This is a genomic window from Hymenobacter defluvii (genome assembly GCF_017589435.1).
Classification (GTDB): domain Bacteria; phylum Bacteroidota; class Bacteroidia; order Cytophagales; family Hymenobacteraceae; genus Hymenobacter; species Hymenobacter profundi.
Window position 1 is genome coordinate 93932 of sequence record NZ_JAGETX010000002.1, and the last position, 25735, is coordinate 119666.

Consider the following 25735-nt stretch of genomic DNA (forward strand, 5'->3'; position numbering starts at 1 on the left):
GACGGTTTTTATTTGATTATCTACCCACTCTGCCCGAAACGCTACCTAAAACCGGGCGCCTACTACCACTGTCTTTTTGTACTGCCGTTGGTTGCCACTGGCTGGGTGCAGAAGTTCAATCAGCAGTACGTAGGCCCCTACGGGCACTTTGCGGCCTTGGTCGTTGAGGCCATCCCACTGCACGAAGCCGCTGAGGGGTAGGGTTTCGTTGCGCACGAGGCGGCGTATGAGCCGGCCCTGAGCATCGTAGATAGTAACAGTGGCAGCATACCCTGGTTGATCGAGTTGGTAATTCAGGGTAGTGAAATCCTGCTGACCATCTTCGTCGGGCGTGAATACCTCGGGCTCCAGCCGAAACAGCTTATCGCCCCCAGGATCCTCCTGGTACTGCGAGTTGGGCCTACCCGGCGTGGCATAACCCACCGCGCTGGCCGCCGAGTGAAAGTTGCCCGCCGCGCTCGGCCCATCAGCCCGAATGCGCTCCAACGACACCCCATCCAGGTCGCTGAGCAGAGCCAGATGCTGCGCTTTATCGTAGGCGTAGCGGTCGAGCAGCACCCCAGCGGCCGAGCTGACGCTTACTATACCGGCATCATCGGGGTAGGTGGGTAGGGCAGAAACGGGTAGGAACGCGGCCGCATCGTGAGACGTCGGGTACTGCGCTTGCACGATATCGGGGCGCTCCGTCAGGACCACCAGTTGGCGCGGAGCCAGCACATAGGGCGCGGCCGTTACGAATTTTGTGTCCAGAGTGCCGTCAGGCTTTTGGTTGCTGAGCGTCCAGCCTTGCACATCCAGGTACTTATCGGAGCGATTCAATAGCTCTATAAAATCCACCGCATACGTGCGCGGGTTGAACAGAATTTCATTGATAACCACGTCGCCCGCGGCAGGGATGCCGGGTAGGGCAAACGTAGCCGTAGCCGCGGCGCCGATAGTATTGCCCACACAGTCTACGGCGCGTTGTACGGTTACCGTGAGTGGCTGATTGGCTTGCAGAGCCGCGCCCAGCGTGAGGTCCACCGCCCGGAAATCGGGAGCTATGGCAGTGGCCCGCGTGATGATACCCGTAGTAAGCGCATACAGCGCTACGTTCGCCACAGCGGCACTATCCAGCTTCTCCCCGAAAAACAGCCGCACGGTGGTGGGGTTAGTGGCCAGTGCCCGCAGTAGCGCCGGTGGCGTTTGGTCGGGGTTGGTAGCGCGCACAGAGTTGGCGCGGCCGGGCGTGCCACCGCTCCCATCCTGGCTGGCGGTCCAATTAGCGAGGCCGGCACAGGGGTTGGCCATATCCACCATTTCCAGCGCCCAACCGCCGTTTTTTTTCTTGCTGTCCTTGTACCACGTATCGGAATAGCTGATTTCAAACAACGTCTGCCCCGTGCGGCTGCGCAATACTAGTTGGTCGCCGGCATTGGTGAGTGTAGGGAAATTCGTTAGGCCAAATACTTTCCCGAAGCCGGCAAACTGCGCAGCCCGCGTGCTGCCGCACACCACGGCGTACTCGCCCGGTAACAGCACTGCCCCAGTCGGAAACACCGCCGGATTACCGGTGCTGCTAGGTTTCAGCAGGCGCACGCCCGCTAGGTCCAGCACAGCCGTGGCACTAGGGTTGTGCACCTCCACGTATTCCGACGTGGGTAGCCCTACAACAGGCATTTCGTTGGCTAGTATTTCAGTGATAAGCACTTGGTTGAAGCCTGGCGCCACGGCAAAGCCATTGTTCACAAAGCCCACCGTGAATGGCCCGGCTGCTACATTGCCGTACAGATCGGCCACGTTGCGTACCTCCACCGTATTGCTGCCCAATGGCAGATTGGCCGCGTAAGTGAGATGCACTACGGCAGGGTCCACTGCGTCGCGCTCGGCGCTCAGGATTGGCAGCGCCCCGGCCGCCACCAATCGGAAACTTGCGGCACTAACGCCAGTTGCCACGGGCTCGTTGAACGTCACATCGAACTGCCGGGCAGCCGTGGCCGTGGCTTTCACTGGGGTAGGCGGTGCGGTGTCTGTCACCCGAAAATCAGTGAAGGAATACTTCTGGCTGTTGGCCGATGAGTACGTGACGACTACCCCCACGTAGCCGCCGTGCTGGTGCGTGGCATCGGTACCGGTTCCTTCCGTGGTGAAGTTGGAGCCGCCGGTCAGGTCGCGCTCCAGCGTCCAGACGTTCTGCACGGAGCGCGTCACGCGCACGCGCACCAGATTATTGGTGGTCGAATTCAGCGTGTTATCCTGCCCATCCACCACGTACATTGGGCTACCCGTGGCGTTTTTGCGAAATAGCGCTACTTCCTTCGGTGTGCCGCCGAGGCGCACGAAGTAGCCCTGCGTGCCACTGGTTTTTAGGTCGGCACGGTCGGCCAGCAGCCACACGTCGGCGTAGTTGCCGCTGCTCACCGTGTTTTTGATGTTGACCCAACACTCCCAGGTGGTGCCCGTTACGGCCTGGCAGGGCGTTACGAGTTGCAGTTGGGTGCCCGTCACGGCGGGGCCGTTGGTTTGCAGCTGCTTCTGCGCGTTGATGGTAAAGCCGGCCGCGTCGCCGGTCCAGGGCGGTTTTTGGGTGAAGTCACCGTCGGTAAACGAGTCGCTGAGCTGGGCGTGTGCGGACAGCGTGAGCAGCAGGGCTGCCAATAGCAAATAGAGTTTCACGAGGATCGAACTAGTAATTTCCGGCGCAGTGCGCGTTGTATTCTCACGCAGAATACGCGCCAACCTTTGCGCATTGTATCAGGAAATCCAAGTTCTACTACAAAAAAGAGCAGCAGCGTGTACCTTTACTGTTCTACTCATTTTTAAACAACCATGAAAGTAGCCGTAGTAGGTGCCACCGGCCTAGTCGGGGGCGAAATGCTGAAAGTGTTGGCCGAGCGGAATTTCCCGGTCACCGAGCTTCTACCCGTGGCCTCTGCCAAATCGGTGGGCCAGGAAATTGAGTTTCAGGGCAAAAAATACAAGGTGGTGAGCATGGACGACGCCGTAGCGGCTCGCCCCGATGTAGCCATTTTCTCGGCCGGCGGCACCACCAGCAAGGAGGAGGCCCCACGCTTTGCCGAGGTAGGCACCGTAGTAATTGACAACTCCTCGGCTTGGCGCATGGACCCCACCAAAAAGCTGGTAGTGCCCGAAATCAACGCCAAAGAGTTGACTGCCGATGATAAAATCATTGCCAACCCCAACTGCTCTACCATCCAAATGGTGGTGGCTCTCAACAAGCTACACGAAAAATACAAGGTGCAACGCATTGTAGTAAGCACCTACCAAAGCGTAACAGGCACCGGCAAAAAAGCTGTAGATCAGCTCCTGGAGGAGCGCGCCGGCCAGGATGCCAGCAACCCCGCCTACCCCCACCGCATCGACCTGAACGTGCTACCCCACATCGATGTGTTCGAGGACAACGGCTACACCAAGGAGGAGATGAAAATGGTGAAGGAAACCAAGAAGATCTTCGGCGACGACAGCATCCGCGTGACGGCCACCACCGTGCGCATTCCCGTGATGGGCGGCCACTCGGAGTCGGTGAACGTGGAGTTTGCCGAGGAATTTGACCTCGACGAGGTGCGCGAACTGCTGCGCCAGACCGAAGGCGTGGAAGTGGTAGACGACGTAAAAAATAACGTCTACCCCATGCCCAAAGACGCCCACGGCAAAGACGCCGTGCTCGTCGGCCGCCTCCGCCGCGACGAAACCCAGCCCCGCACCCTCAATATGTGGGTAGTGGCCGACAACCTGCGCAAAGGCGCCGCCACCAACGCCGTGCAAATTGCCGAGGCCATGATGAAAATGGGGTTGATTAGGTAGGCCAGTGAGGCTACCGCAGAGTTATAGCAGCAAATACCACAGTGCCCCGATCGGATAAGTCCGACCGGGGCACTGTGGTATTTACGAGAATTACAAGCAACTCAAGTTATAAGAATTATCATATAATAAGTATTTGTCATTCTATTATAAGGTTAAGGAAAAAAATAATGAATCACCTTGCATACAAATGATATTGGCCATTTCTATATTCGCATACTTCTTCTAAAATCCTTTCCGGAATAGAACGTTATTTGATCTTTTTTCTTTTTTTAATCATACTCATTATTACATGAAAGTAACTTTACCCTTCGCTTTGGCTGCTACATTGGCACTAGGCAGCTGCGCATCCATTGTTAGCAAAAGTCGCTACCCTGTCGCCATCAATAGTGTGCCAGTCGGTGCCGATGTTACCGTGACCAATCGTGCCGGTAAGGAAGTATTTGCGGGCAAGGTGCCCACCGCCGTTATGCTAAAATCGGGTGCCGGCTTCTTTAAAAAGGAAATCTACACCCTCACCTTTAAAAAGGCAGGCTATGCCGACCGCCAAATGACCTTGGAAGCCAATTTAAACGGCTGGTATTTTGGCAACATCGTTTTTGGAGGCCTTATCGGAATGCTGATTGTAGACCCGGCTACTGGCGCCATGTACCGCATTGCACAGCGCGATGTGCAAGGTGTAATGGCTGAAAGTGCACAGGGCTCTATCCTCTTCAAAAATGATGGCCTTAGCATCATTTCAACGGAAGATGTACCGGCCGATCTACGCGACAAAATGGTGCCAATCGAGAAATAATCCCCTTAAGTTAAAATCTGAAAATGGTCTGATGAAACGAGCTTCATCAGACCATTTTTTATGCAAACGTCACCGCCGCGAAATCAAGCACTGCCTGTCGCGTGCGCTCCGGCGCCTCTAGGTAGGCCAAGTGCCCTACCTCCGCCAAAAACAGCGCGTATGTAACCGGCGCCAGTTGCGTCACTTCTATCGACTGCTCGAAGGGTACCGCCAAATCCTCTTTACCGGCAATAACGAGCACCGGAAACTGCGCCTCGCGTAGCACCTGTGTGCGGTCGGCGCGGGCGGCCATGGCCCGCAGCCCACCAATGAAGGTTTCCTTGGGTGTGGCCTTACCGATATTCTCCAGCATCCGTAGCTGCTCGGGCATCGAGTCGCGGTGGGCGGGCGCGAACAGGGGGCGCACGAAGGAGTTCATGAACTTCTCTACCCCGTGGCGCTCGATGAAATCAATGTTCTTCTCACGGTTCTGCTTTTTCTCGTCCGTATCAGCCAGCGCCGAGGAGTTGAGCAGGCACAACCCTGCTACCAGCTCTGGGTGCTTTTCGGCCAGGGCTAGCGCTACGTAGCCGCCCATACTGTGGCCTATCAGCACGGCTTTTTCAATGTTTTGCTGCTGTAGTTGCTTGGCCACATAATCGGCCTGGGCACGCATGGAGTAGTTGACTACAGGCGCCGTATTATCGCCGTGGCCTAATAGATCGGGTGCGAAGATGGGGTAGTCGTTGGGAAAGTCACGGGTGAAACCCGTCCAGATTTCGCGGCTTTCGATGAAGCCGTGGAGGAAGACGAGGGTAGGGTGTTGATGCATGAAGAAATTCTAAAGAATAGTATTGCGTACTTACGATTCTTTTAGTTTTTGTAGCTATTTCACTTTATGATTTCTGTTGCACGCCATTACAAGCCTTATTTAATAGTTAGCGGTATCGGGCTATTCTTCGCGTTATTCTCTTGTTATGTATTCGCAACAAGCATTTTTGATGGTGCTGGTGGCTTACTCACATTAGGATTTTTGGTCGTAATGCCTACTTCCCTCGGAGCGGTATCAGCCCACTTTACTCCGAAGGCTACTTCTGGTACCTGGCGACTATTTTGGAATCCTCTACTGACGGTTCTATTGTTCCTATCAACTACCTTATTATTCCATCTAGAAGACATGATTTGCGTGCTCATGATTTTGCCGCTGTTCATGTTTACAGCTACAATTGGGGCCAACCTATATGATATGTGGACTTCCAAACGTCCACCCCGTAATCAATCGTTCGCGCTTACCGCCTTCGTCATAGCTCCTTTCTTAGCAGGCACTTTCGAGACGTGGTATGTGGCTCCAACCGATTTTCGCCGTGTCGAAAACACTATTCTGATTCAAGCACCCACTTCTGTCGTCTGGCAGCATATTACCCGCGTCCCTACTATTTCTAGTGCCGAGTTAAGCCCTAGCCTGGTAATAAGCTAGGCTTTCCGCGTCCCGTAGAGGCCACGCTCACCCATGAGGGCGTAGGCGGTGTGCGTCATGCTACCTTCGAGCGCGGCGTAGAATTTATTGAAATAGTGGACGCGTGGGAACCCCAACGGCTTCTAGCATTTAGCATCCAACCTACTACTACTATCCCACCTACTACCTTCGATGAGCACGTAATTATCGGCGGGCATTATTTTGATGTATTGCACGGTACGTACAAGTTGCAAGCAATATCGCCTACCCAAACTCGTCTTATCCTTTACAGCCGCCAGCATCTTAGTGCTCGTCTTAACTTCTATGCTGTTCTATGGCCGGACTATATCATGGGTGACATTCAAGAACGAATTTTGACTGTTATTCGGAAAAGATGCGAAACGCCAGCAGCATAATGAAAAAAGCCTCACCAGACACAATATCTGGGAGGCTTATCCATATCATCTTGAGCTTACGAAGGACCTTATCTCGCAGAATTAATTGCTGTTACGCTCGTCGTTCTATCGTAAGAAGGTCCTTCGCAAGCTCAGGATAACATACTTTTTATCTGGTAGTTTCTTACAGCAACACCTTTTCCACCGGCGCTAGAGCTTCTATCTTCCCGCTCATCTCGCGCACGGCGGCGGCGATACCGGCTGCGTCGAAGCCGCACTCCTTGTATAGCTCGTCTTGGGTGCCGTGTTCCACCACCCGGTCGGGGATGCCGAGGCGGCGCACGGGTAGGGAGTAGCCGTGGTCGGCCATGAACTCCAGCACCGCCGAGCCGAAGCCGCCGGGTAGGCAGCCGTCTTCTACCGTCACGATGGCGCGGTAGCGACTGAATACGTCGTGTAGCATTTCCTCATCCAGCGGCTTGCAGAAGCGCATGTCGTAGTGACCAGTGCTGAGGCCTTCGGCGGCTAGTTCCTTGGTGGCGCGCACGGCGTAGTTGCCAATGTGGCCGATGGTCAGGATAGCCACGCCTTGGCCCTTGCGCACCACGCGACCCGTGCCTACCGTCAACTTCTTGAGCGGCGTGCGCCACTCCGGCATCACGCCCTCGCCGCGGGGGTAGCGAATGGTGAATGGACCTGCGTTTTCGGGTAGTTGGGCCGTGTACATCAGGTTGCGCAGCTCTTCCTCGTTCATGGGAGCGGCTACCACCATATTCGGAATCGAGCGCATGTACGACAGGTCGTAGGCGCCGTGGTGGGTAGGGCCATCGGCGCCGGCAAACCCGGCGCGGTCAAGGCAGAATACGACGTGCAGGTTTTGCAGGGCCACGTCGTGCACCACTTGGTCGTAGGCGCGCTGCATAAACGACGAGTAGATGTTGCAGAACGGCACCAACCCCTGGGTAGCTAGCCCGGCCGAAAACGTAACGGCGTGCTGCTCGGCAATGCCCACGTCGAAGGCGCGGTCGGGCATGGCCTTCATCATAATATTCATCGACGAGCCCGACGGCATGGCGGGCGTCACGCCCATTACTTTGTCGTTTTGCTCGGCCAGTTCTACCAGCGTATGCCCGAATACATCCTGGTACTTGGGCGGCTGGGGCTTGTCGGGAGTTTTCTTGTAGATCTCGCCCGTAATCTTGTCGAACAAGCCCGGCGCGTGCCACAGCGTCTGGTCCTTCTCAGCCAGTGCGTAACCTTTGCCCTTCACTGTCACACAGTGCAGTAGTTTGGGGCCGGGAATGTTCTTGAGGTCGCGCATGATGGTGACAAGGTGCTGCACATCATGTCCATCTACTGGGCCGAAGTAACGGAACTTCAATGCCTCGAACAGGTTGCCTTGCTTCAGCAAGGTAGCCTTCATGGCCTGCTCTACTCGGCGGGCAATTTGCTGAGGGTTTGGGCCAAATTTGGACAGCTTACCCAGCACGTTCCACAGCTCGTCGCGCACTTTGTTGTAGGTGCGGGAGGTAGTGATGTCGGTGAGGTATTCCTTGAGTGCGCCCACGTTGGGGTCGATGCTCATGCAGTTGTCGTTGAGCACCACCAGTAGGTTGGAGTTTTCTACCCCGGCGTGGTTAAGGGCTTCGAAAGCCATACCGGCCGTCATGGCGCCGTCGCCAATCACGGCAATGTGCTGGCGGTCGTGCTCACCTTTGTACTCGCTGGCCACGGCCATGCCCAGCGCAGCGCCAATGCTGGTACTGCTGTGCCCTACCCCAAAGGCGTCGTACTCACTCTCGGTGCGTTTCGGGAAGCCCGACATGCCGTGGTAGCGGCGGTTGGTAGGAAACTGGTTGCGGCGGCCTGTTAAGATTTTGTGACCATAGGCCTGGTGGCCCACATCCCACACCAATTGGTCGTAAGGGGTATTGAAAACGTAGTGCAAAGCCACTGTAAGCTCCACCACGCCCAGTGAAGCACCGAAGTGTCCGCCGTAGATGGAAACAGAATCAATAATGAATTGTCGGAGTTCCTGGCTGAGCTGTACGAGCTGCTCGGGGCTGAGCTTTTTTAAGTCGTCGGGCGAGTCTATTGCTGCCAGCAGGGGACCAGGTTCAACAATCATCGTAGAGAGAGCAGAATAAGCTAGAAATAGTGTCGGTTAATCGGCCGGATGACGTTGCTCGAACCCAACCATACGTTACATGCCGTACACTAGACAAAGGTACGACTTTTCCGAAGGCGCGGTTGTACGATACCTTGCTCCTGACTTACTGCCTAGCAACCAATTCCGGGCCAGCCTGATTAATACCTACTTTTGTTTTCCCTACCCTACCTGCATATGCCACCTATTGAAGACTCTCAGGAACAGCAACTGCTTCACAAACTGCGCCCTTCGCGCATCGTGCTGCCAGTGCTGCTGGGGCTGAGTGTAGTGGGCTTCATGTTCTGGCGCAGCTACAAGCCCGGCGACCTTGCCCCACTGGCCAATGCAAAATTGCACTGGTTATTTATCACCCTACTCGTGCTTATTGCCCGCGATGCGGGCTATATGTACCGCATCCGGCACATTTCGGAGAAAGTATTAAGCTGGCGGGCTAGCATGGAGGTAATTATGGTCTGGGAATTTGCCTCCTGTGTTCTACCCTCAGCAGTAGGCGGCACCTCGGTAGCACCCTTTCTGCTGAATAAAGAAGGCATTACGTTAGGCAAATCGCTGGCCTATGTGATGGTGACGGCCCTGCTGGATAATATGTACTATGTGGTGCTGGTTCCGCTAGTGGTGTTGCTGGCCGGCGAGGGCCTCTACCCCGACGAAACCCTGCACAGCGGCCTCATCACTACTTTGCAAATTGCCTTTGTGCTGAGCTACGTGATGGTGTCGCTCTACTCCGGGCTGATGTTGTACGCGCTGTTTATCAACCCCATATCGGTGCGACGGTTTCTGGTGCGGTTCTTTTCGTGGCAGCTGCTGCGACGGTGGCGTGGCAGCGCCTACCAGCACGGCGCCGAGATGGTAGCGGCCTCGGCCCAGCTGCGTGGCAACGGCGCGGGCTACTGGCTGCGCGCCATCTTCTCTACCATTTTCGTCTGGACGGCCCGCTACGCGGTTATCGGCTGCATTATTGCCGCTTTCATCCAGGTTACGGGCCACGATTTTGCCATGATTTTCGCCCGCAACCTTACCTACAAAGTAATTCTGTTGCTGGCTATTACGCCCGGTGGCGCAGGTATTGCCGAAGGTGCTTTCCCTACCTTCTTCGGCAAGTTCATTGGCACGCCCACCATGACCAATTTCATTGTGCTACTCTATCGCATCACTACCTACTACCTGTACCTGGTATTCGGCGCCATTTTCCTGCCGCGGTGGGTAGGCCGGGTGTTTGGCCGGCGAGCAGCGGCCGAGGTTATAGCGTCGTAACGAGCCTACCCCTCCTACACAACACAAAAGGCCCGCTGACTATCTTCGTCAGCGGGCCTTTTGTGTTGTGTGTCAAAGCTCATTCGACACTTAAAACCCAATATTTCTATTGAGCTTCCAGCATCATCTGCGAGCCGTCGGGAGCTTTCAGCGTAATTTCATCCTTGGTCAGGTTCACCACGTCGAACGTCATAGAATTGGGCGCGCCAGTAGGCGTGAGGGTAATTTTCTTGGCCGTTTGGTCGAAGGTGTAGTTGCCCTGCATGCTCTGCGCGGGCGACGACATATTGAACGAACCATTGGAGTAGAATTTTAGCTCTGTTTTCTTGTCGGCGCTGGTTTGGGCCACTTTTTCGCCGGCGGCATTGGTTTCTTTGTCAGTTGTCCAGGTTTTGCTGTCGGTGCCATAGAGCAGGTTGGTTTCGCCTACTTTGTTTTCTGAGCTACAGCTAGCCATGAATAGAGACACTAGTACCAACAGGCTGGCTAGGTAAGAAAGAGGAGAACGTTTCATAGGGAGGAGTGAAATGGGGTGAATAAAAGCAAACCGCACAATACGGTATAGCACTGCGCCGATATTGCGACTTCTACGCCCCCAGCCCGAAAGAGTTTACCACACACAAGCGCCTCTGTGCTCCGCACAACCAAAATGCTCGGCAAGCGTAAGTTACGCAAGACCGTATGAGGCTCAGCCACATGCAGTTTTTCCTAGTTCCCTCACCTCCTAGCATTTGATATATCATGGGACTCTTTGATTTTCTGAATAAAGGCGAAGAAAAACCTGTTGCCCCTGCCGCCGGGACGCCCAACGCCAATGCCGACACCGATTTCTTCGGCAACAGCAAAGCCGATACCACTACCGCAGCAGCTACCACGAGCGAAACCTACACGGTAGTAAGCGGCGACTCGCTCTCCAAAATTGCCAAAAACCACTACGGCGACGCCAGCAAGTGGCACCAGATTTACGACGCCAACAAAGGCACTATTGGCAGCAACCCGGACAAAATCGAGGTGGGCCAAGTGTTACAATTGCCTAAGCTCTAAGCTAACCCAATATATCAAAAAGCCGCTTTCTGTAGCAGAAAGCGGCTTTTTTCTTGTATATCCCTCTCTCCTACGGCCCTCGCAGACCCATTGCATTTCCGGCCGTCGTGTCGAAAAAATATTTTCGTTAAAGTTTGGATTTTAAAATCCTGCCTTTACATTTGCAACCACCAACCCGGTACTCCCCCAACACGCTGGGGTAGTTTTTTTGAGATTTATACAGAAGTGGCGAGAGAACAGGCTCCGTGACCCACTGGCAACCATCCGCGGAAGCGCGACAGGTGCCAATTCCTGCCCGCTTGGCGTATTGCCGGCGGGAACTATAACCTTGAGTACCACATGTTGCTTTCTTCCGACATCATCCCTACCTACTCGCACACTCCGGCCGCCTCGTCGCGTTCCGAAATTTTTGCGGGTTCTTGCGTTTCACGGGCTACTGCGCCGGTGCGAATGCGAATGTGTTGGGGTTGTCGGATGTAGCTTTTTGATGCTGCCGTAGCGCGCATCGCTCCTTTCCCTTGCCAGCACGCCGCTTCATGCCTTGCGCACGAGCGGCCCCTCTCCTCCGACGCACACCCTGCTGCGTCCCTGGCCCGGCTCCGACAGCCCCTGGAGTTTCCAAATCCTGCTTTTTTTCTTCTTCTCTGACTCGTTTTTTCGTTTTCCATATGTCTACGCAGAACCTCCACTTCGAAACCCTCCAACTCCACGCTGGCCAACAACCCGACCCTACCACGGGCGCTCGTGCTGTACCCTTGTACCAGACTACTTCCTACGTCTTCAAAAACGCTGAGCACGGTGCTAACCTGTTTGCACTGAAGGAGTTTGGCAACATCTACACCCGCCTGATGAACCCCACCACCGACGTGTTTGAGCAGCGTGTGGCGGCTCTGGAAGGCGGGGTAGCGGCTGTGGCAGTAGGTTCGGGTCAGGCGGCGCAGTTCATCGCCCTCAACAACATCTTGCAGGCCGGCGACAACTTCGTGAGCACCACCTACCTCTATGGTGGCACCTACAACCAGTTTAAGGTAGCATTTAAGCGGCTGGGCATTGAAGTGCGTTTCGCCGATGGCGACAAGCCCGAGGAATTTGAGAAGCTGATTGACGACAAAACCAAGGCTATCTACCTGGAAACCATTGGCAACCCGAGCTTCAGCATTCCAGATTTCGAGAAGATTACGGCTATTGCCAAAAAGCATGACCTGCCGGTGGTAGTAGACAACACCTTCGGGGCAGGTGGTTACCTGTTCCGCCCCCTGGAGCACGGCGCGCACATCGTGGTAGAATCGGCCACGAAGTGGATTGGCGGCCACGGCACCAGCGTGGGCGGCGTGATTGTAGACGGCGGCAAGTATGACTTCGGCAACGGCAAGTTCCCGCAGTTCACAGAGCCTTCCGATGGCTACCACGGTCTGGTGTTCAACGACGTATTTGGGGTAGGCGGGCCATTTGGCAACATCGCTTTTGCCATTCGGGCACGGGTAGAGGGCCTGCGCGACTTTGGTCCCGCCATCAGCCCCTTCAACTCCTGGCAGTTGCTGATTGGCCTGGAAACGCTCTCATTGCGCGTGGAGCGCACGGTAGAAAACACCCTGAAAATTGCGAACTGGCTGGAGCAGCATCCGCAAGTGGAATCGGTGAACTACCCTGGTCTACAAAGCAGCCCCTACTACCCTCTGGCGCAGAAATACCTGCCCAAAGGAGCAGGCGGCGTGCTTACGTTCAGCATCAAAGGCTCGAAGGAAACGGCTACTCAGTTCATCGATAACCTGAAGCTAGTAAGCCACTTGGCCAACGTAGGCGATGCCAAAACGCTCATCATCCAGCCTTCGGCTACCACGCACCAGCAGTTGTCGGAAGCAGAGCAGCTAGCCTCGGGCGTGACGCCTACCTCCCTGCGCCTCTCAGTAGGCATAGAGCACTTCGAAGACATCAAAGGTGACCTGCAACAAGCTTTTGATGCGGTGAAAAACCTCGCTACCCCCGACGAGTCGGAGGAGGCGCTGCAAAAGCCAGCCAAGGAGCACGTTCAGCCACTGGAAGTATAAGCCTGTCATTTCGAACGCAGTGAGAAATCTGAGTAAAACTTGGCGTCTTCACTCAGATTTCTCACTGCGTTCGAAATGACAATCTAATTGGTCCGGTGCCGACTGGGTTTTGTTTTTGGGGTGGGACTTTTAAACGTTCCCTCGGCACCGGCTCCAATTTGAGGTATATTCTATGCGCAGGAAGTGCGTACCGGACGCAATACGGCGGCCGGTACCACTGCCTGCTTTTCGCGTTTTATGGAGGATTCAACTCACCTTTTTGTATCACCTGAGCCCTTTCCGCTGGAGAGTGGCACCTCCCTACCCCAGATGCAGGTGTCTTACTGCACCTGGGGTACGCTGAATGCCGCTGGCACCAATGTGATATGGGTGTGCCACGCCCTCACGGCCAACGCCGACGTGCTGACGTGGTGGCCCGGCTTGTTTGGTGCGGGCTTTTACTACGATCCGGCCGACTGGTTTATCGTGTGCGCCAATGTGCTGGGCTCCTGCTACGGCTCCACGGGGCCGCTCACGCCAGCCGCGCCCGGCGCGCCGGCGCCCTACCAGACGTTTCCCCTGGTCACCATCCGCGACCAGGTGGCCGCCCACGAGTTGTTGTGCCAGCACCTGGGCATCACACAAATTCATACGCTGATAGGTGGCTCGCTAGGCGGGCAACAAGCCTTGGAGTGGGCCGTGCAGCAGCCTGCTTTATTCGAGCATTTGGTGGTGCTGGCTACCAGCGCCCGGCATTCGCCCTGGGGCATTGCCTTCAACGAAGCCCAACGCATGGCCATTCTGGCTGACCCTACCTACCACGCGGCCACACCCGAGGGCGGCCAGGCTGGCTTGCAAGCAGCTCGGGCCGTAGCGCTCCTCAGCTACCGCACCTACGATGCCTACGGCCAAACGCAGCAGGAAGAAACTGACGAGAAGCTCACTGATTTCCGCGCCAGCGCCTACCAGCGCTACCAGGGCCAAAAGCTCGCGGCCCGTTTCGATGCGTATTCTTACGTAACGCTATCGAGGGCTATGGACTCGCACAATTTGGGTAGAGAACGAGGAGGCGCAGCAGAAGCGCTGGCCCGCATCCGGGCGCATACGCTGGTGCTGGGTATTTCTTCCGATGTGCTGTTTCCGCCCAGCGAGCAGCAATTCCTAGCGCAGCACATTCCCGGCGCCACCTACGCCGAAATGGACTCCCGCTACGGGCACGATGGCTTTTTGATTGAGGTAGAGCAGATTGCGCACCACTTGGCGCAGTTCTATGCCACTGCGCTAGCCCAGTAGCTACACTTGCTCACCTATATAAGTAGTGTGTTTGTTGAGTAGGTTTGTGCCGAACCAGCTATTACGCCATGCCTACCCTCCCTCCTGCCCTACGCCCCGGTGACCGGGTAGCCATTGTTTGCACCGCCCGTAAAGCCTCGCACGAAGAACTGGCCGCCGCCGTAGAAACCCTCACCGCATGGGGGCTGGAGGTAGTGCTGGGCGCGTCCACTAACGTCGCGCAGCATCAGTTTGGCGGCTCCGATGATGTACGCCGGCAGGATTTGCAGCAGATGCTGGACCGCTCCGATATCCGCGCGGTTCTGGTGGCGCGGGGTGGCTACGGTACCACCCGCATCCTCGACCAGGTAGACTTTTCTGGCTTCGCTGCCAACCCTAAATGGGTAGCCGGCTTCAGCGACATCACGGCTCTGAACTGCCATTTGCTGGCCCTGGGCCACGCGAGCATCCACGGCGTGATGCCGCTGCTATTTCATCAGGCGGGCGGTGAGGCATCGTTGGAAAGTCTGCGGCGGGTGCTATTCGGGGAGCCGGTTTCGTATGCTGTGCCGTCGCACCCGCTCAACCGCTTAGGTACGGCCGAAGGTGAGTTGGTAGGCGGCAACCTTAGCCTGCTCCAAACCATTACCGGCACCGCTTCCGATGTATCTACGGCCGGACACATCTTGTTTTTGGAGGATGTAGAGGAGTATCTCTACAGCATCGACCGGATGCTGGTGCACCTTGACCGCACTGGCAAGCTGCGTAATCTGGCGGGCTTGGTGGTGGGTCACTTCTCGGCTCCGCAGGACAATACAGTGCCTTTCGGGCAGACGCCCGAGGAAATCATTGCTACCTACGCCAGCAAGTATAATTTCCCGGTAGCGTACGGCTTCCCGGTAGGCCACGAGCCCGAGAATATGGCGCTGGTAGTGGGGCGCCGGGCACGGTTGGTAGTAGGTGAGGACGGTACACAACTACAGTACTTATAAAAGCAAAGGGCCACCGCGTTGTAACGCGGTGGCCCTTTGCTTTTATGGATAACTTGTTTACTCTCCGTAAATCGTCGTCAGCACCGTTTGGCCCACGGCTTTTAGCGTGCGCTTGTCGATGATGTCCATATTATCGAGGGTGGTGTGGTGGTAGGCGGGGAAGTACTCGTCGCCGACGGGTAGGTGGTCGATGATGTCGATGGTGCGCACACCGGCTTGGTTGGTGTACACGTGGTCGTCGTCGATGCCCGGGGCACTTTGGAACAGGAAGTAGTCGGAGTAGCCAAGGTTGGAGGCATTATTCCACACCTTATCTACTACGTCTTTGGCGTTCTGCACCGACAGCTCCTCGCGGCTGAATTTGGCGTTTTGGGCGCCTACCATATCCAGCAGAATGCCGAAGCTGGGGTTGTAGTTGGCCGGCACCTTATTCTTGGCCCAATACTGTGAGCCCAGGCACCAGCTATCGGTACCGTCGGTAATGCGGTTTTTCAGGTCGCTCTGGGTCGATTCGTCATAACCGTAGTCTTCTGAGTCGAACAGGATAAAGTCGACGCCCACATTGGGCTCCAGGCTATCGGGCTGCATGCTGAGCTGGCGGGCCATTTCCAAAGCAATGCCCACGCCGCTGGCGCCGTCGCTGGCCCCATCGAGCGGGGCGTTTTTGTTCTCTTTGTCTTTATCAGCAAACGGGCGCGTGTCCCAGTGGGCAAACACCGCCACGCGCCGCCCCGCCTGCGGGTTGAACTGCGCAATGATGTTGCGGCTGCGCAGCATCTTACCATCAAACGCCATCGCCTCAAACGGCTGCTCGCGTACACTTAGCCCAAAGCTTTTAAACTTGTCTACAATCCAATTGCCGGTGGCTACGTGGGCTTTTGAGTTGGGCACGCGCGGCCCAAACGCTACCTGCTTGGCCGTGTAGGCATAGGCCGAGTCGGCATTGAAAGCGGGGGCTTTGGGTAGGGCAGGCGTTTCGGGTGCGGTGGCGGTGGTTTCGGCCTGGTTGTCTTTCTTACAACCCGTTACGAGCAGCAGCAACGCCAGCGCAGGAGCCAGCCAGGAGAATTTTTGGGTCATTTTATTGAAATAAATAGCGCGCTAAGAACGTCATTCCTCGACAAGCCCGGAATGTCGGTCAGACGAAGTGATTTTCTACGTCAAAACGTATTGCGTTAACGACAACCTACTCTTCGCTGTACGCCCAATCAACACCTGCTTTGGTGTCTTTCACTACAATGCCCTGCTCTTTAAGCGCGGCCCGGATTTCGTCCACTTTTACGTAGTCTTTGGCAGCTTTGGCTTCTTGATAGAAGTGCAGCGTGAGGTGCAGCAGTTGCTCGGCGTCGGCGCGAGGCTCGTCGGCCAGGCCCAGAATGTCGGTCACCAACGCACGGTAGGCAGCGGTAGTTTCCTGCAACGCAGCCTCGCTCACGTTGGCGAGGGTAGCCAGATTGGCTCCGTAGCCGTTCAGCTTGCGCAGCAGGTTGAACAGGCTGGCCACGCAGCGGGCCGTGTTCAGGTCGTCGTTGAGGCCCACGAAGCAGTCGGCCGTCAGCTTGCGCAACTCAGCATCGGCCTTTTCGGTGTCGGGGGCGCGCTCGGTACCTTCGGGTAGGGCCAGCTTGTCGAGTAGGCGCAGGCCGTTCATGAGCTTACGGTAGCCTTTGCGGGCGGCTTGCAAGCCTTCCTCCGTCACATCTACGGGCGAGCGGTAGTGGGCTTGCAGCAGGAAGAAGCGCACCACCATGGGCGAAAACACCTGCGACAGCGCCTCGGTGGTGCCGGCAAACAAGTCGGTGAGGGTGATGAAGTTGCCCGTCGACTTGCTCATCTTCGTGCCGTTCACCGTAATCATGTTGTTGTGCATCCATACCTGCGACTCATCGGTGTGCGAGTGACTGGCTTGGCTCTGGGCAATTTCGCACTCGTGGTGCGGAAACATCAGGTCCAGCCCGCCGCCGTGGATGTCGAACTCCTTGCCCAGGTACTTGCGGCTCATGGCCGAGCACTCCAGGTGCCAGCCCGGAAAGCCTTCGCCCCAGGGTGAGGGCCAGCGCATAATGTGCTCGGGCGACGCGTTTTTCCACAACGCAAAGTCCAGCGGGGAGCGTTTCTCGCTCTGGCCCGCCAAGTTGTCGCGGGTGCCGGCCAGCAGCTCGTCGATGTTGCGGTTGGAGAGCTTGCCGTAGTTGTGGCTGTCGTTGTAGGTAGGCACATCGAAATACACTGAGCCGTTCACCTCGTAGGCAAATCCATTGGCAATGATTTCCTCGATCATCGTGATTTGCTCGGTGATGTGGCCAGAGGCGCGAGGCTCGATGTCGGGCGGCAAGTTGCCCAACTGCGCCATGTGGTGGTGGTAGCGGTGGGCGTAGGTTTCGGCCACTTGCATGGGCTCCAGCTGCTGGGCGCGGGCCTTCTTTGCCAGTTTGTCCTCACCCTCGTCGGCGTCGCTTTCGAGGTGGCCTACGTCGGTGATGTTGCGCACGTAGCGCACGGTGTAGCCAAGGTAGCGCAGGTAGCGCGTCAGCACATCAAACACCACCGGGCCACGGGCATTGCCTAGGTGCGCCTCGCTGTAGACGGTAGGGCCGCACAGATACACACCCACAAACGGCGCGTGTAGAGGTTCGAACGGGGCCTTGCGGCGCGTGAGGGTATTGTAGAGGGAAAGCGGGTGCTCCATGAAGGCAAAGGTAAATCGCAGATATTGCTGATTCAGCGGCTTGCACTGATTTTGTGTGCGGCCGTCAGACAAACAATTAGCGAGTAAGAACAGCTAACTAGTTCGAGGCCGTTTCGTTTCCGGCGTCCTGTTTTTTCTTGTTTTATGACGCAACTAAGTACAAAAGTCAGTTTGCGTAGTATAAAGTCGAAGCTCAACAGTATATAAAGTTCAATAGCCAGTACATAACCCTACTTTGACGGTGTTGACACGTGCAAACGGTAGCGCGCCGTGAGTGGAAAGTGGTCGGAATACGGAATTTCGCGGTGCACCTGCACGTCGTCGATGGTCCACTCATCGCTCACAAATTGATTGTCGATGCGCACGAAGGGTATGCGGCCGTTGTAGGTGGCCCCTACCCCGTTGCCGATGCTGGCCCAGGCGTTTTGGTAGCGGTCGGCTAGTTGGTCGTAGCTGTAACTATAGGGCAGGTCGTTGAGGTCGGCGCAGAGTAGTAGTGGGTAGGGGCTACGGTCGAAGCGGCGCGTAAGCGAGTCGATCTGCACGCTGCGCGCCACCATGCCGCGCCGGAACCGCGCCAGCAGCCCACGGCCTTTCTGCTTGAACCCGGCCTTGCTGGAGTAGCTGTCCACAATGTCGCGCTCCTCCATGCTCATGCTTTGCAGGTGAAAGTTGAACACCCGCACTGTGTCGCCGGAGGGTAGGCGCAGGTCGGCAAACATGGCGTGGTTCTGCGTGAGCTTGCCAAAGGAAATGGTGCCGCGGTTGACAATCGGGAACCGCGAGAAAATGGCTAACCCAAATTCCGCCCCTATACTGTTTGTCAATGATTTCGACACGAACACTTCCCTACCCTGCGCCGGCCCAATGCGTCGTACAGCATTGAACACGTCGCCATCCTGAGTGGCTTTGGGCTCGTTGTAGAACTCTTGCAGGCAGATGATATCGGCCGGGTTGGTGGCAACCCACTCAATCAGCCGGCGAGAGGAAGTGAGGCCCGCATCGCGTAGCTGTGGGTATACATTGAAAATGCGCACGTTGGCGCTGAGCACTCGCACCAGCTGGCCAGGCGCGCTGGTAGGCGGCACCACGTGCAAGGGGTGCAGGGCCAGCCCCCGCTGAAAATGCGGCCACGTGAGCACCGCCACCAACAGCGGCAACGCTGCTACCCGCCAGCTACGCAGCAGCCAGTAGAACAGGGCGCCCACGTTGAAGCCCAACGCCACCGGCAGGGTAAGAGCGCCAAACGCCGCAGGCCAGAACGTGCGGGCCGGCACTTGCATGCAGGCAATGGCCACCAGCACCCACAGGATGATGAGCAGGGTAGACTTAAAAGCAAAGGAACGACGCACAGGCACTACGGCGTGGCACAGGCCACGAAAATCGGCGGAAAAGCAGGCCTGCGCCGGCAACGCGGGTCCGCTGGCAAAGGTAGGATTTCGGGGCGGATTGGCGACAGCGGAAGCACTACAAGCCTGATCTTTTGGCAACTTTGGAAGGGCAGGAAACAGTTTTTTGTCCGTACATTACCTGCGTTTTTACTTTATCCGCCTATGCTTATTTCTACCCTACGCACTGGCTTGTGCGCTTTGATTACTAGTTTGATTACCAGCACCCTACCGGCGTTTGCGTCTGCTACGCCGGATGCGCGCACGCTGGAGTTTGTGGAGAACCGCGGGCAGTGGAACGACCAAGCCGCTTTTGCGGCCGAGCTACCCGCTGGCCGCCTGTTTCTGAGCCCTACCCGCTTCACCTACACCTTCGTGGACCCGGCGGCCCTGCGTGCCCACCACGACCACGTAGCGGCGGAAATCACCGACCAAGTACGCGCGCATGCTTACAGCGTGGAGTTTGTGGGAGCCAACCCCGATGCCGTGCTGCAAGGAGAAGAGCCCACTGCCGGGCAGCGCAACTATTTCCTGGGCAACCAGGAAGAGCATTGGGCCAGCGCCGCGCAGGGCTACCACACGGTACGCTACGACAAGCTTTACCCTGGCATTGGGATGCGACTGTATGAAAACAGCCGGCAGCTACTGGAGTACGATTTCACGGTGCAGCCCGGCGCCCAGCCCGAGCAAATCAGCCTGCGCTACGACGGTGCCCAGCTGCGCCTCGACCACGGCAACCTGGTAATTACCACCAGCGTGGGCCACGTAACGGAGCAGGCACCGCAGGCCTGGCAGGAGCGCAACGGTCGTCGCGTGGCCGTGCCGGTGGCTTTTGTGCTCACCGGCAACACGCTCACGTTTCAGCTGGACAAGTACGACCACCGCCTGCCGCTCGTAATCGACCCTACCCTGGAGTTTTCGTCGTTCACCGGCTCCACGGCCGACAACTGGGGCTTCACGGCTACCTACGATGCCCAGGGCAACATGTATTCGGGCGGTACGGTATTCGCCCTCGGCTTCCCAGTGTCGCGTGGGGCGTATAGCGCCAGTTGGAGCGGCAATACCGATATTGGCATCATTAAATACAACACCAGCGTGGGCGGCACCGCCGCCCGGTTATACGCCACTTACATAGGAGGTAGCGGCGCCGAGGTGCCGCAGAGCCTAGTAGTGAATCCGCAGGGTGAGCTGGTGATACTGGGTTCTACCAGTTCCGGCAATTACCCAACCAGCGTCGGCGCCTACGACCGCACTTACAACGGCGGCACCACCTTCACCCCCGATCCGGGCCTGGACTACCCCGGCGGCTCCGACATCATCATCAGCAAGCTCAGCGCCAACGGCAGCGCCTTGCTGGCCTCTACCTACCTGGGCAGCTCCGCCAACGACGGCATCCTGGAGCGTATTGGTGATGACCTGGTGCAGAACTACGGCGACCAGTTTCGGGGCGATGTCACCACCGATGCCGAGGGCAATGTATACCTGGCTTCTTCCACTACTGGCAACAACTTTCCGGCCACGGGCTTCCAGCGCCGTATGGGGGGCGGTCTTTCCGATGCGGTTATCTGCAAGTTCTCGGCTGATCTGCGCACGCTGGCGTGGAGTACGTATTTGGGCGGTGCCGGCAACGACGCGGCCTACTCCATTCAAGTAGATAAGGCGCACGAAGTCTTTATCTGCGGTGGTACTGTCAGCAGCAACCTGCCCGGCACCACCGGCAGCTACCGCCCTACCCGCCAAGGTGGCATCGATGGGTTTGCGGCCCACATCAGCGCCGATGGCGCTACTTTGGAGCACCTCACCTACCTGGGTACCAGCGCCACCGACCAAGCGTATTTTTTGCAGCTTGATGGGGATGAGAACGTCTATATTCTGGGTCAGACACGTGGCCGGATGACGGCTACCGCGGGCGTGTATGGCGTCCCGAACGGCCATCAGTTTGTGCAGAAGCTCGACCACAACCTCACGCGCAGCGAATACATCAGCACCTTCGGCTCGGGCGCCGCCGACCCCAACATTTCGCCCACGGCTTTTCTGGTAGACGAGTGTGAGCGGATTTATATCAGCGGTTGGGGCGGCAACACCAACTACAGCGGCAACACCTACAGCCTGCCTACAACGGCCAACGCCATTCAAAAAGAAACCGACGGCTCCGACTTCTACCTGGCCCAGTTTACGCCGGGCATGGTGCGGCTGGAGTACGCTACCTTCTTTGGTGGCACAGGCCGCTCTGGGGAACACGTGGATGGTGGTACCTCGCGCTTCGATAAGCGGGGCGTGGTGTACCAGGCTGTGTGCGGTGGTTGCGGGGGCAATTCCAGTTTCCCTATACCACCTGGCGCCAGCACGTATTCCAGCACCAACCGCAGCAGCAACTGCAACAATGCCGCGTTCAAGATTGACTTCCTGCCGGTGCGCTCCAACCCCGGCCCGGTGCGCTACGTGTGCGCCAGCGCGTCTCCTATGACGTTGGGCGGCACGCCCGCCGGTGGCACCTGGAGCGGCCCTGGCGTGACCCGAACCGCTTCGGGCTCCTACCAATTCTCGCCGGCCAACCTGAGTGCAGGCTCCTACTTCCTTACCTACTCCGCCCCCGTTACGGGCACCTGCGTGAGCAGCACCACCGTGCGCTACGTGATAACGGGCACGTTGCCCGTCGCTCTTACAGCCATGCCTACCCTATGCGTAAGCAGCACGGCGGCCCTACCCCTTGCGGCCGCCGTAGCCGGTGGCACCTGGAGTGGTCCTGGCGTTGCAAACAACAGCTTTACCCCCAGCCGGGCTGGTGCGGGCACGCACACGCTCACGTATTCGCTCGCCGACACGGTGAGCTGCACGGTGTCTACGATGGCCGTCACGGTGCAGCCGCTCCCTATCATTACCACCAACCCAGTCATCACGCTCTGCGCCGATCAGCCGCAAGCCTTTCAGCTGCCGGCGGCTTCTCCGGCCGGGGGCACGTGGTCCGGTACAGGCGTGTCGTCTAGCGGCATGTTCACGCCACCCGATACCAAGGGCAAAGGCGCTAACATCACGCTCACCTACCGCTACGCTACCCTTGATGGCTGCGAAAACACCGGCACCCAACAGGTAGTACTAGCCCCCGTTTCTGCCTCCAACGTGGTCCTGAACGTACCCGAATGCACCGCCGCCCCACAGTACGCGGGGTTGGCCCCGTTCACCGTGCAGTTTGAGCCGATACTACCCGGCGGCAGCTATGAGTGGGACTTCGGCGACAACACGAAATCCACCGACGCCAACCCCAGCCACGAGTACACCAAAGGCGGCAGCTACCGCGTGCAGCTAACGGCACGCTACGCCAATTGCGTGGTCGTGACGCAGTTTGCCCCCGTGGAGGTAGGCGACGTGTTCGTGCCTAATATTTTTACGCCCAACCACGACACCAAAAACGAAACCTTTGTGCCGCGCTTCAGCTGCCAGCCAGCCGCCCTGAAAATGTTCAACCGCTGGGGCACGAAAGTGTATGAAACCGAGACGTACCGCAACGACTGGCACGCCGACAATCTGCCGGATGGGGTGTACTATTATCACCTCCGCGACACGGCCGGCCGCACGATTAAAGGTTGGGTAGAAGTCAGACGTTGAGTATGTTGCGAGAATAATCAATCCTGCTTCTATCCTAACGGTACTTCTACTACCTTTTTTATGTTTTTAAAAAGAATGGTCGTCTGCGTGCTTGTGGGCTGGCTCTCTATGGCTGCGGCACTGGCGGCGCAACCAACAAAAAGTTTAGATTTTATTGAGAATCGTGGGCAGTGGGATTCTCGTGTCCGCTATGCTGCCAACCTGCACCAGGGGCGGCTATTTTTGGAGAGCGACGGACTGACGTACGCCTTGTTTGCCCGCAACCCGCTGGCGCACGCGCACGCCGACTCCAAGCTTACTACTCAGCGCCCTACCCTCGCTCCCACGGCTGCCACCGACCAACTCGCCGCGCACGCCCTGCACGTGCGTTTTGCCGGCGCCAACGCGCAAGTACAGCTCCGCGGCGAGGAGGCAACCAGCGGAGTACGCAACTACCTCCACGACGCCGACCCTACCCGCTGGGCCAGCAAGGTTCCTAGCTTCCGGCAGGTACGCTACCAGCAACTGTGGTCGGGCATAGATGCGCATTTCTACGAAAACGCCCAGCAGCAGCTGGAATACGACTTTCGAGGTAACAGCCAGTTGCCCACCGCAGCTGCAAGTTTTCTCACGCTGGGGAGCCAAAGTGTATGAGTCGGCGGCCTACCAGAACGATTGGGACGGCGGCATCCAGCCCGATGGTATCTACTACTATTTGCTGCGACTGGTAGATGGTCGTGCGGTCAAGGGATGGGTGGAAATACGTAGGTAGACTGCCCCAGCAGAGAGTTACACAACATGAACTAAGTGGCCCTAACATAGTGTTATGCTATTATAGTACTGCTACCCCTCTCTACTATGCAACAGTAAGTGGGCCACAGGTTGCGAATTGCATTCTTATTTCGTACCTTTGCCCCACTTATTAGCTATCGTGAAGAGGGGACGCGCAGTCCCCTCTTTCTTTTGCCCCCTGTTTTTCTGCCTATGAAGTTTGATCGTGACCGCATTGCCGAGCTGTTGCAAGCCAGCCTGCCCGATGACGCCAACCTGTTTGTGGTAGGCCTGACGGTATCTGATGCCATCCGGCCCAAAGTCACCGTCACGCTGGATGGCGAACAAGGAGTAGGGATTGACGAATGCGCGCAGGTGAGCCGCCGGCTAGCCCGCCGCATCGAAGAGGAATACGGTGAGGAAGCCAGCTACACGCTGGAAGTCTCTTCGCCTGGCGCCGACCAACCCCTCATCGACCCACGCCAATACACCCGGCACGTGGGCCGCTCCTTGGATCTGAAGCTCACCGATGGCACCGAGAAAACTGGTGTATTGGAAGAAACCACCCCCGAGGGCATTCAGCTGGCGGAGGTAGTGAAAGAAAAGAACAAAAAGAAAACCCTACCCGCCACGCACATTCCGTTTGCGGATATTGCGGAGGCCAAAGTGGTTATTTCGTTTAAATAACTGGTTAATAGTTAAGTACTGACAGGTTGAATTGCTGAATGGTTGTTTGCTCTAGCTGAACTCACCGACCGTTTATCATTCAATAAGCAGCCATTTAACAATTCAACAATTTAATCTTCAAATTCGATGAACAGCAACGTCCTGATCGAATCGTTTGCCGAGTTTGCCCGATCCAAGAACATCGACCGCCCCACGATGATGAGCATCCTGGAGGACGTGTTCCGTACCATGATCCGCAAGAAGTATACGACTGACGAGAACTTCGACGTCATTATCAACGTGGACCAGGGCGACTTGGAAATCTGGCGCAACCGGGAAATTGTAGACGATAACTCCGAGGATATCTGGGATTTCGACAAGATTCCGTTGGCCGAAGCCCGCAAGATTGAGGCTGACTTTGAGGTAGGCGAGGAAGTAGCCGAAGACGTGAAGCTCGAAGATTTCGGTCGTCGTGCTGTGCTGATGGCCCGTCAGACGCTGATTCAGCGCGTGAAAGACCTGGAGCGTGACAATCTCTACCAGCAATACAAAGACATGGTGGGTGAAATTATCACCGGCGAGGTCTACCAGGTGTGGAGCCGCGAGGCCCTGATTCTGGATAAAGAAGAAAACGAATTGGTATTGCCCAAAGTAGAGCAGATCCCCAAGGACCGCTACCGCAAAGGTGACACCATCCGGGCCGTAGTGCACCGCGTGGATGTACTAAACGGTACGCCCAAGATCATCCTGTCGCGGGCAGCACCGGCGTTCCTGGAGCGCTTGTTTGAGCTGGAAGTGCCCGAGATTTACGATGGCCTTATCACCATCAAGAACATCGTGCGCGAGCCTGGCGAGCGGGCCAAGGTAGCCGTTGAAAGCTACGATGACCGTATCGACCCGGTAGGTGCTTGCGTGGGCATGAAAGGCTCGCGTATTCACGCCGTGGTGCGGGAGCTGGAAAACGAGAATATCGACGTCATCAACTACACCGACAACCTGGAGCTATACATCGCCCGGGCTTTGTCGCCCGCAAAGTTGACTTCGATGAAGATAAACGAACAAACTGGTCGGGTTTCGGTGTTCTTGAAGCCGGATCAAGTGAGTCTGGCCATTGGTCGGGGCGGTGCCAACATCAAACTGGCTTCGCGGCTGGTGGGCATGGAAATCGACGTATTCCGCGATGCGGGAGACTACGAAGAGGACATTGCCCTCGACGAGTTCCGCGACGAAATTGAGGAGTGGATCCTCAATGAATTCAAAAAAATCGGTCTCGATACTGGCCGCGCCGTATTAGCGGTCAGCAAAGAGGATATCGTACGGCGCACGGAGCTGGAGGAGGAAACGGTACAAGACGTTTTCCGCATCATCCGCCAGGAATTTGAAGCCGACGAAGAGCAAACAGAACCAACCATTTCCGACGACGCGCAATGAGGGCGCGGCGGCCGGTACG

At 56.9% G+C, this 25735-nt stretch carries 20 protein-coding genes and 1 riboswitch; of the genes, 13 read left to right on the top strand and 7 right to left on the bottom strand.

What is annotated here, in order from left to right:
- Positions 1–45 precede the first annotated feature (45 nt).
- Positions 46–2655, bottom strand: coding sequence for a lamin tail domain-containing protein (locus tag J4D97_RS23455; RefSeq protein WP_208306564.1), 2610 nt, complete (start codon positions 2653–2655; stop codon positions 46–48).
- A 153-nt stretch (positions 2656–2808) separates the two neighbouring features.
- On the opposite strand from J4D97_RS23455, the gene J4D97_RS04575 reads away from it, so the two are divergent.
- On the top strand, positions 2809–3804 hold the full coding sequence (locus J4D97_RS04575) for an aspartate-semialdehyde dehydrogenase (RefSeq protein ID WP_208306565.1): 996 nt from the start codon (positions 2809–2811) through the stop codon (positions 3802–3804).
- Positions 3805–4093: 289 nt separating this feature from the next.
- Complete coding sequence (locus tag J4D97_RS04580) at positions 4094–4597, top strand: hypothetical protein (RefSeq protein WP_208306566.1); 504 nt, start codon at positions 4094–4096, stop codon at positions 4595–4597.
- Positions 4598–4655: 58 nt separating this feature from the next.
- Here the strand turns inward: J4D97_RS04580 and J4D97_RS04585 are convergent, their stop codons facing one another.
- The gene (locus tag J4D97_RS04585) at positions 4656–5408 is read right to left on the bottom strand and encodes an alpha/beta fold hydrolase (protein WP_208306567.1); all 753 of its coding nucleotides are present in this window, start codon (positions 5406–5408) and stop codon (positions 4656–4658) included.
- Between the two features lie 66 nt (positions 5409–5474).
- Here J4D97_RS04585 and J4D97_RS04590 point away from each other — a divergent pair, with 66 nt between their 5' ends.
- The gene (locus J4D97_RS04590; protein ID WP_208306568.1) at positions 5475–6053 is read left to right on the top strand and encodes a hypothetical protein; all 579 of its coding nucleotides are present in this window, start codon (positions 5475–5477) and stop codon (positions 6051–6053) included.
- A 558-nt stretch (positions 6054–6611) separates the two neighbouring features.
- Here the strand turns inward: J4D97_RS04590 and dxs are convergent.
- The gene (dxs, locus tag J4D97_RS04595) at positions 6612–8555 is read right to left on the bottom strand and encodes a 1-deoxy-D-xylulose-5-phosphate synthase (RefSeq protein ID WP_208306569.1); all 1944 of its coding nucleotides are present in this window, start codon (positions 8553–8555) and stop codon (positions 6612–6614) included.
- 216 nt (positions 8556–8771) lie between these two features.
- Here dxs and J4D97_RS04600 point away from each other — a divergent pair, with 216 nt between their 5' ends.
- Positions 8772–9851 (top strand): lysylphosphatidylglycerol synthase transmembrane domain-containing protein, encoded by a 1080-nt coding sequence (locus J4D97_RS04600; RefSeq protein ID WP_208306570.1) that lies wholly within the window; start codon positions 8772–8774, stop codon positions 9849–9851.
- A 106-nt stretch (positions 9852–9957) separates the two neighbouring features.
- Here the strand turns inward: J4D97_RS04600 and J4D97_RS04605 are convergent, their stop codons facing one another.
- Entirely contained in the window at positions 9958–10365 is a 408-nt protein-coding gene (locus tag J4D97_RS04605) for a hypothetical protein (RefSeq protein ID WP_185281460.1), read from the bottom strand.
- 227 nt (positions 10366–10592) lie between these two features.
- Between J4D97_RS04605 and J4D97_RS04610 the strand changes: the two genes are divergently transcribed.
- The 4 genes from J4D97_RS04610 (at position 10593) to J4D97_RS04625 (ending at position 15186) form a co-directional block, all read left to right on the top strand.
- Positions 10593–10895 carry a LysM peptidoglycan-binding domain-containing protein gene (locus J4D97_RS04610; protein ID WP_185281461.1) on the top strand — a complete coding sequence of 101 codons (303 nt, stop codon included), beginning with the start codon at positions 10593–10595 and terminating at the stop codon, positions 10893–10895.
- 212 nt (positions 10896–11107) lie between these two features.
- Positions 11108–11224: riboswitch (SAM riboswitch) on the top strand.
- A 339-nt stretch (positions 11225–11563) separates the two neighbouring features.
- Positions 11564–12943, top strand: a complete 1380-nt coding sequence (locus J4D97_RS04615; RefSeq protein ID WP_208306571.1) for an O-acetylhomoserine aminocarboxypropyltransferase/cysteine synthase family protein — start codon at positions 11564–11566, stop codon at positions 12941–12943.
- 237 nt (positions 12944–13180) lie between these two features.
- Positions 13181–14215, top strand: coding sequence for a homoserine O-acetyltransferase MetX (gene metX / locus J4D97_RS04620; protein WP_208306572.1), 1035 nt, complete (start codon positions 13181–13183; stop codon positions 14213–14215).
- A 68-nt stretch (positions 14216–14283) separates the two neighbouring features.
- On the top strand, positions 14284–15186 hold the full coding sequence (locus J4D97_RS04625) for a S66 peptidase family protein (RefSeq protein WP_208306573.1): 903 nt from the start codon (positions 14284–14286) through the stop codon (positions 15184–15186).
- A gap of 57 nt (positions 15187–15243) precedes the next feature.
- Here J4D97_RS04625 and J4D97_RS04630 read toward each other — a convergent pair whose 3' ends face one another.
- The 3 genes from J4D97_RS04630 to J4D97_RS04640 all read right to left on the bottom strand — a co-directional run bounded on the left by J4D97_RS04630 (position 15244) and on the right by J4D97_RS04640 (position 19365).
- Positions 15244–16266, bottom strand: a complete 1023-nt coding sequence (locus J4D97_RS04630) for a M28 family peptidase (protein WP_208306574.1) — start codon at positions 16264–16266, stop codon at positions 15244–15246.
- 106 nt (positions 16267–16372) lie between these two features.
- Positions 16373–17875: a cysteine--tRNA ligase gene (cysS, locus tag J4D97_RS04635; protein ID WP_208306575.1), complete on the bottom strand. Its 1503-nt coding sequence runs from the start codon at positions 17873–17875 to the stop codon at positions 16373–16375.
- A gap of 230 nt (positions 17876–18105) precedes the next feature.
- Positions 18106–19365, bottom strand: coding sequence for an endonuclease/exonuclease/phosphatase family protein (locus tag J4D97_RS04640; RefSeq protein WP_208306576.1), 1260 nt, complete (start codon positions 19363–19365; stop codon positions 18106–18108).
- A 63-nt stretch (positions 19366–19428) separates the two neighbouring features.
- On the opposite strand from J4D97_RS04640, the gene J4D97_RS04645 reads away from it, so the two are divergent.
- From J4D97_RS04645 to nusA, 5 genes are all read left to right on the top strand, one after another.
- Positions 19429–22869 carry a gliding motility-associated C-terminal domain-containing protein gene (locus J4D97_RS04645; protein WP_208306577.1) on the top strand — a complete coding sequence of 1147 codons (3441 nt, stop codon included), beginning with the start codon at positions 19429–19431 and terminating at the stop codon, positions 22867–22869.
- A gap of 60 nt (positions 22870–22929) precedes the next feature.
- Positions 22930–23502 carry a hypothetical protein gene (locus tag J4D97_RS04650; protein WP_208306578.1) on the top strand — a complete coding sequence of 191 codons (573 nt, stop codon included), beginning with the start codon at positions 22930–22932 and terminating at the stop codon, positions 23500–23502.
- Entirely contained in the window at positions 23390–23620 is a 231-nt protein-coding gene (locus tag J4D97_RS04655; protein WP_208306579.1) for a gliding motility-associated C-terminal domain-containing protein, read from the top strand. Before J4D97_RS04650 ends, J4D97_RS04655 begins: the two co-directional genes overlap by 113 nt.
- A gap of 212 nt (positions 23621–23832) precedes the next feature.
- Positions 23833–24306: a ribosome maturation factor RimP gene (gene rimP / locus J4D97_RS04660; protein ID WP_208306580.1), complete on the top strand. Its 474-nt coding sequence runs from the start codon at positions 23833–23835 to the stop codon at positions 24304–24306.
- Positions 24307–24432: 126 nt separating this feature from the next.
- Positions 24433–25716, top strand: a complete 1284-nt coding sequence (nusA, locus tag J4D97_RS04665) for a transcription termination factor NusA (protein ID WP_185281474.1) — start codon at positions 24433–24435, stop codon at positions 25714–25716.
- Positions 25717–25735 lie beyond the last annotated feature (19 nt).

Bases quoted from the DNA above. Each gene is read 5' to 3' on its own strand.
- J4D97_RS04575 (WP_208306565.1), top strand. From the start codon at position 2,809: ATGAAAGTAGCCGTAGTAGGTGCCACCGGCCTAGTCGGGGGCGAAATG.
- J4D97_RS04615 (WP_208306571.1), top strand. From the start codon at position 11,564: ATGTCTACGCAGAACCTCCACTTCGAAACCCTCCAACTCCACGCTGGC.
- nusA (WP_185281474.1), top strand. From the start codon at position 24,433: ATGAACAGCAACGTCCTGATCGAATCGTTTGCCGAGTTTGCCCGATCC.
- J4D97_RS04650 (WP_208306578.1), top strand. From the start codon at position 22,930: ATGTTTTTAAAAAGAATGGTCGTCTGCGTGCTTGTGGGCTGGCTCTCT.
- J4D97_RS04625 (WP_208306573.1), top strand. From the start codon at position 14,284: ATGCCTACCCTCCCTCCTGCCCTACGCCCCGGTGACCGGGTAGCCATT.
- rimP (WP_208306580.1), top strand. From the start codon at position 23,833: ATGAAGTTTGATCGTGACCGCATTGCCGAGCTGTTGCAAGCCAGCCTG.
- J4D97_RS04580 (WP_208306566.1), top strand. From the start codon at position 4,094: ATGAAAGTAACTTTACCCTTCGCTTTGGCTGCTACATTGGCACTAGGC.
- cysS (WP_208306575.1), bottom strand. From the start codon at position 17,875: ATGGAGCACCCGCTTTCCCTCTACAATACCCTCACGCGCCGCAAGGCC.
- J4D97_RS04645 (WP_208306577.1), top strand. From the start codon at position 19,429: ATGCTTATTTCTACCCTACGCACTGGCTTGTGCGCTTTGATTACTAGT.
- J4D97_RS04585 (WP_208306567.1), bottom strand. From the start codon at position 5,408: ATGCATCAACACCCTACCCTCGTCTTCCTCCACGGCTTCATCGAAAGC.
- J4D97_RS04610 (WP_185281461.1), top strand. From the start codon at position 10,593: ATGGGACTCTTTGATTTTCTGAATAAAGGCGAAGAAAAACCTGTTGCC.
- J4D97_RS04600 (WP_208306570.1), top strand. From the start codon at position 8,772: ATGCCACCTATTGAAGACTCTCAGGAACAGCAACTGCTTCACAAACTG.
- J4D97_RS04630 (WP_208306574.1), bottom strand. From the start codon at position 16,266: ATGACCCAAAAATTCTCCTGGCTGGCTCCTGCGCTGGCGTTGCTGCTG.
- J4D97_RS04590 (WP_208306568.1), top strand. From the start codon at position 5,475: ATGATTTCTGTTGCACGCCATTACAAGCCTTATTTAATAGTTAGCGGT.
- J4D97_RS04605 (WP_185281460.1), bottom strand. From the start codon at position 10,365: ATGAAACGTTCTCCTCTTTCTTACCTAGCCAGCCTGTTGGTACTAGTG.
- metX (WP_208306572.1), top strand. From the start codon at position 13,181: ATGGAGGATTCAACTCACCTTTTTGTATCACCTGAGCCCTTTCCGCTG.
- J4D97_RS04655 (WP_208306579.1), top strand. From the start codon at position 23,390: ATGCGCATTTCTACGAAAACGCCCAGCAGCAGCTGGAATACGACTTTC.
- dxs (WP_208306569.1), bottom strand. From the start codon at position 8,555: ATGATTGTTGAACCTGGTCCCCTGCTGGCAGCAATAGACTCGCCCGAC.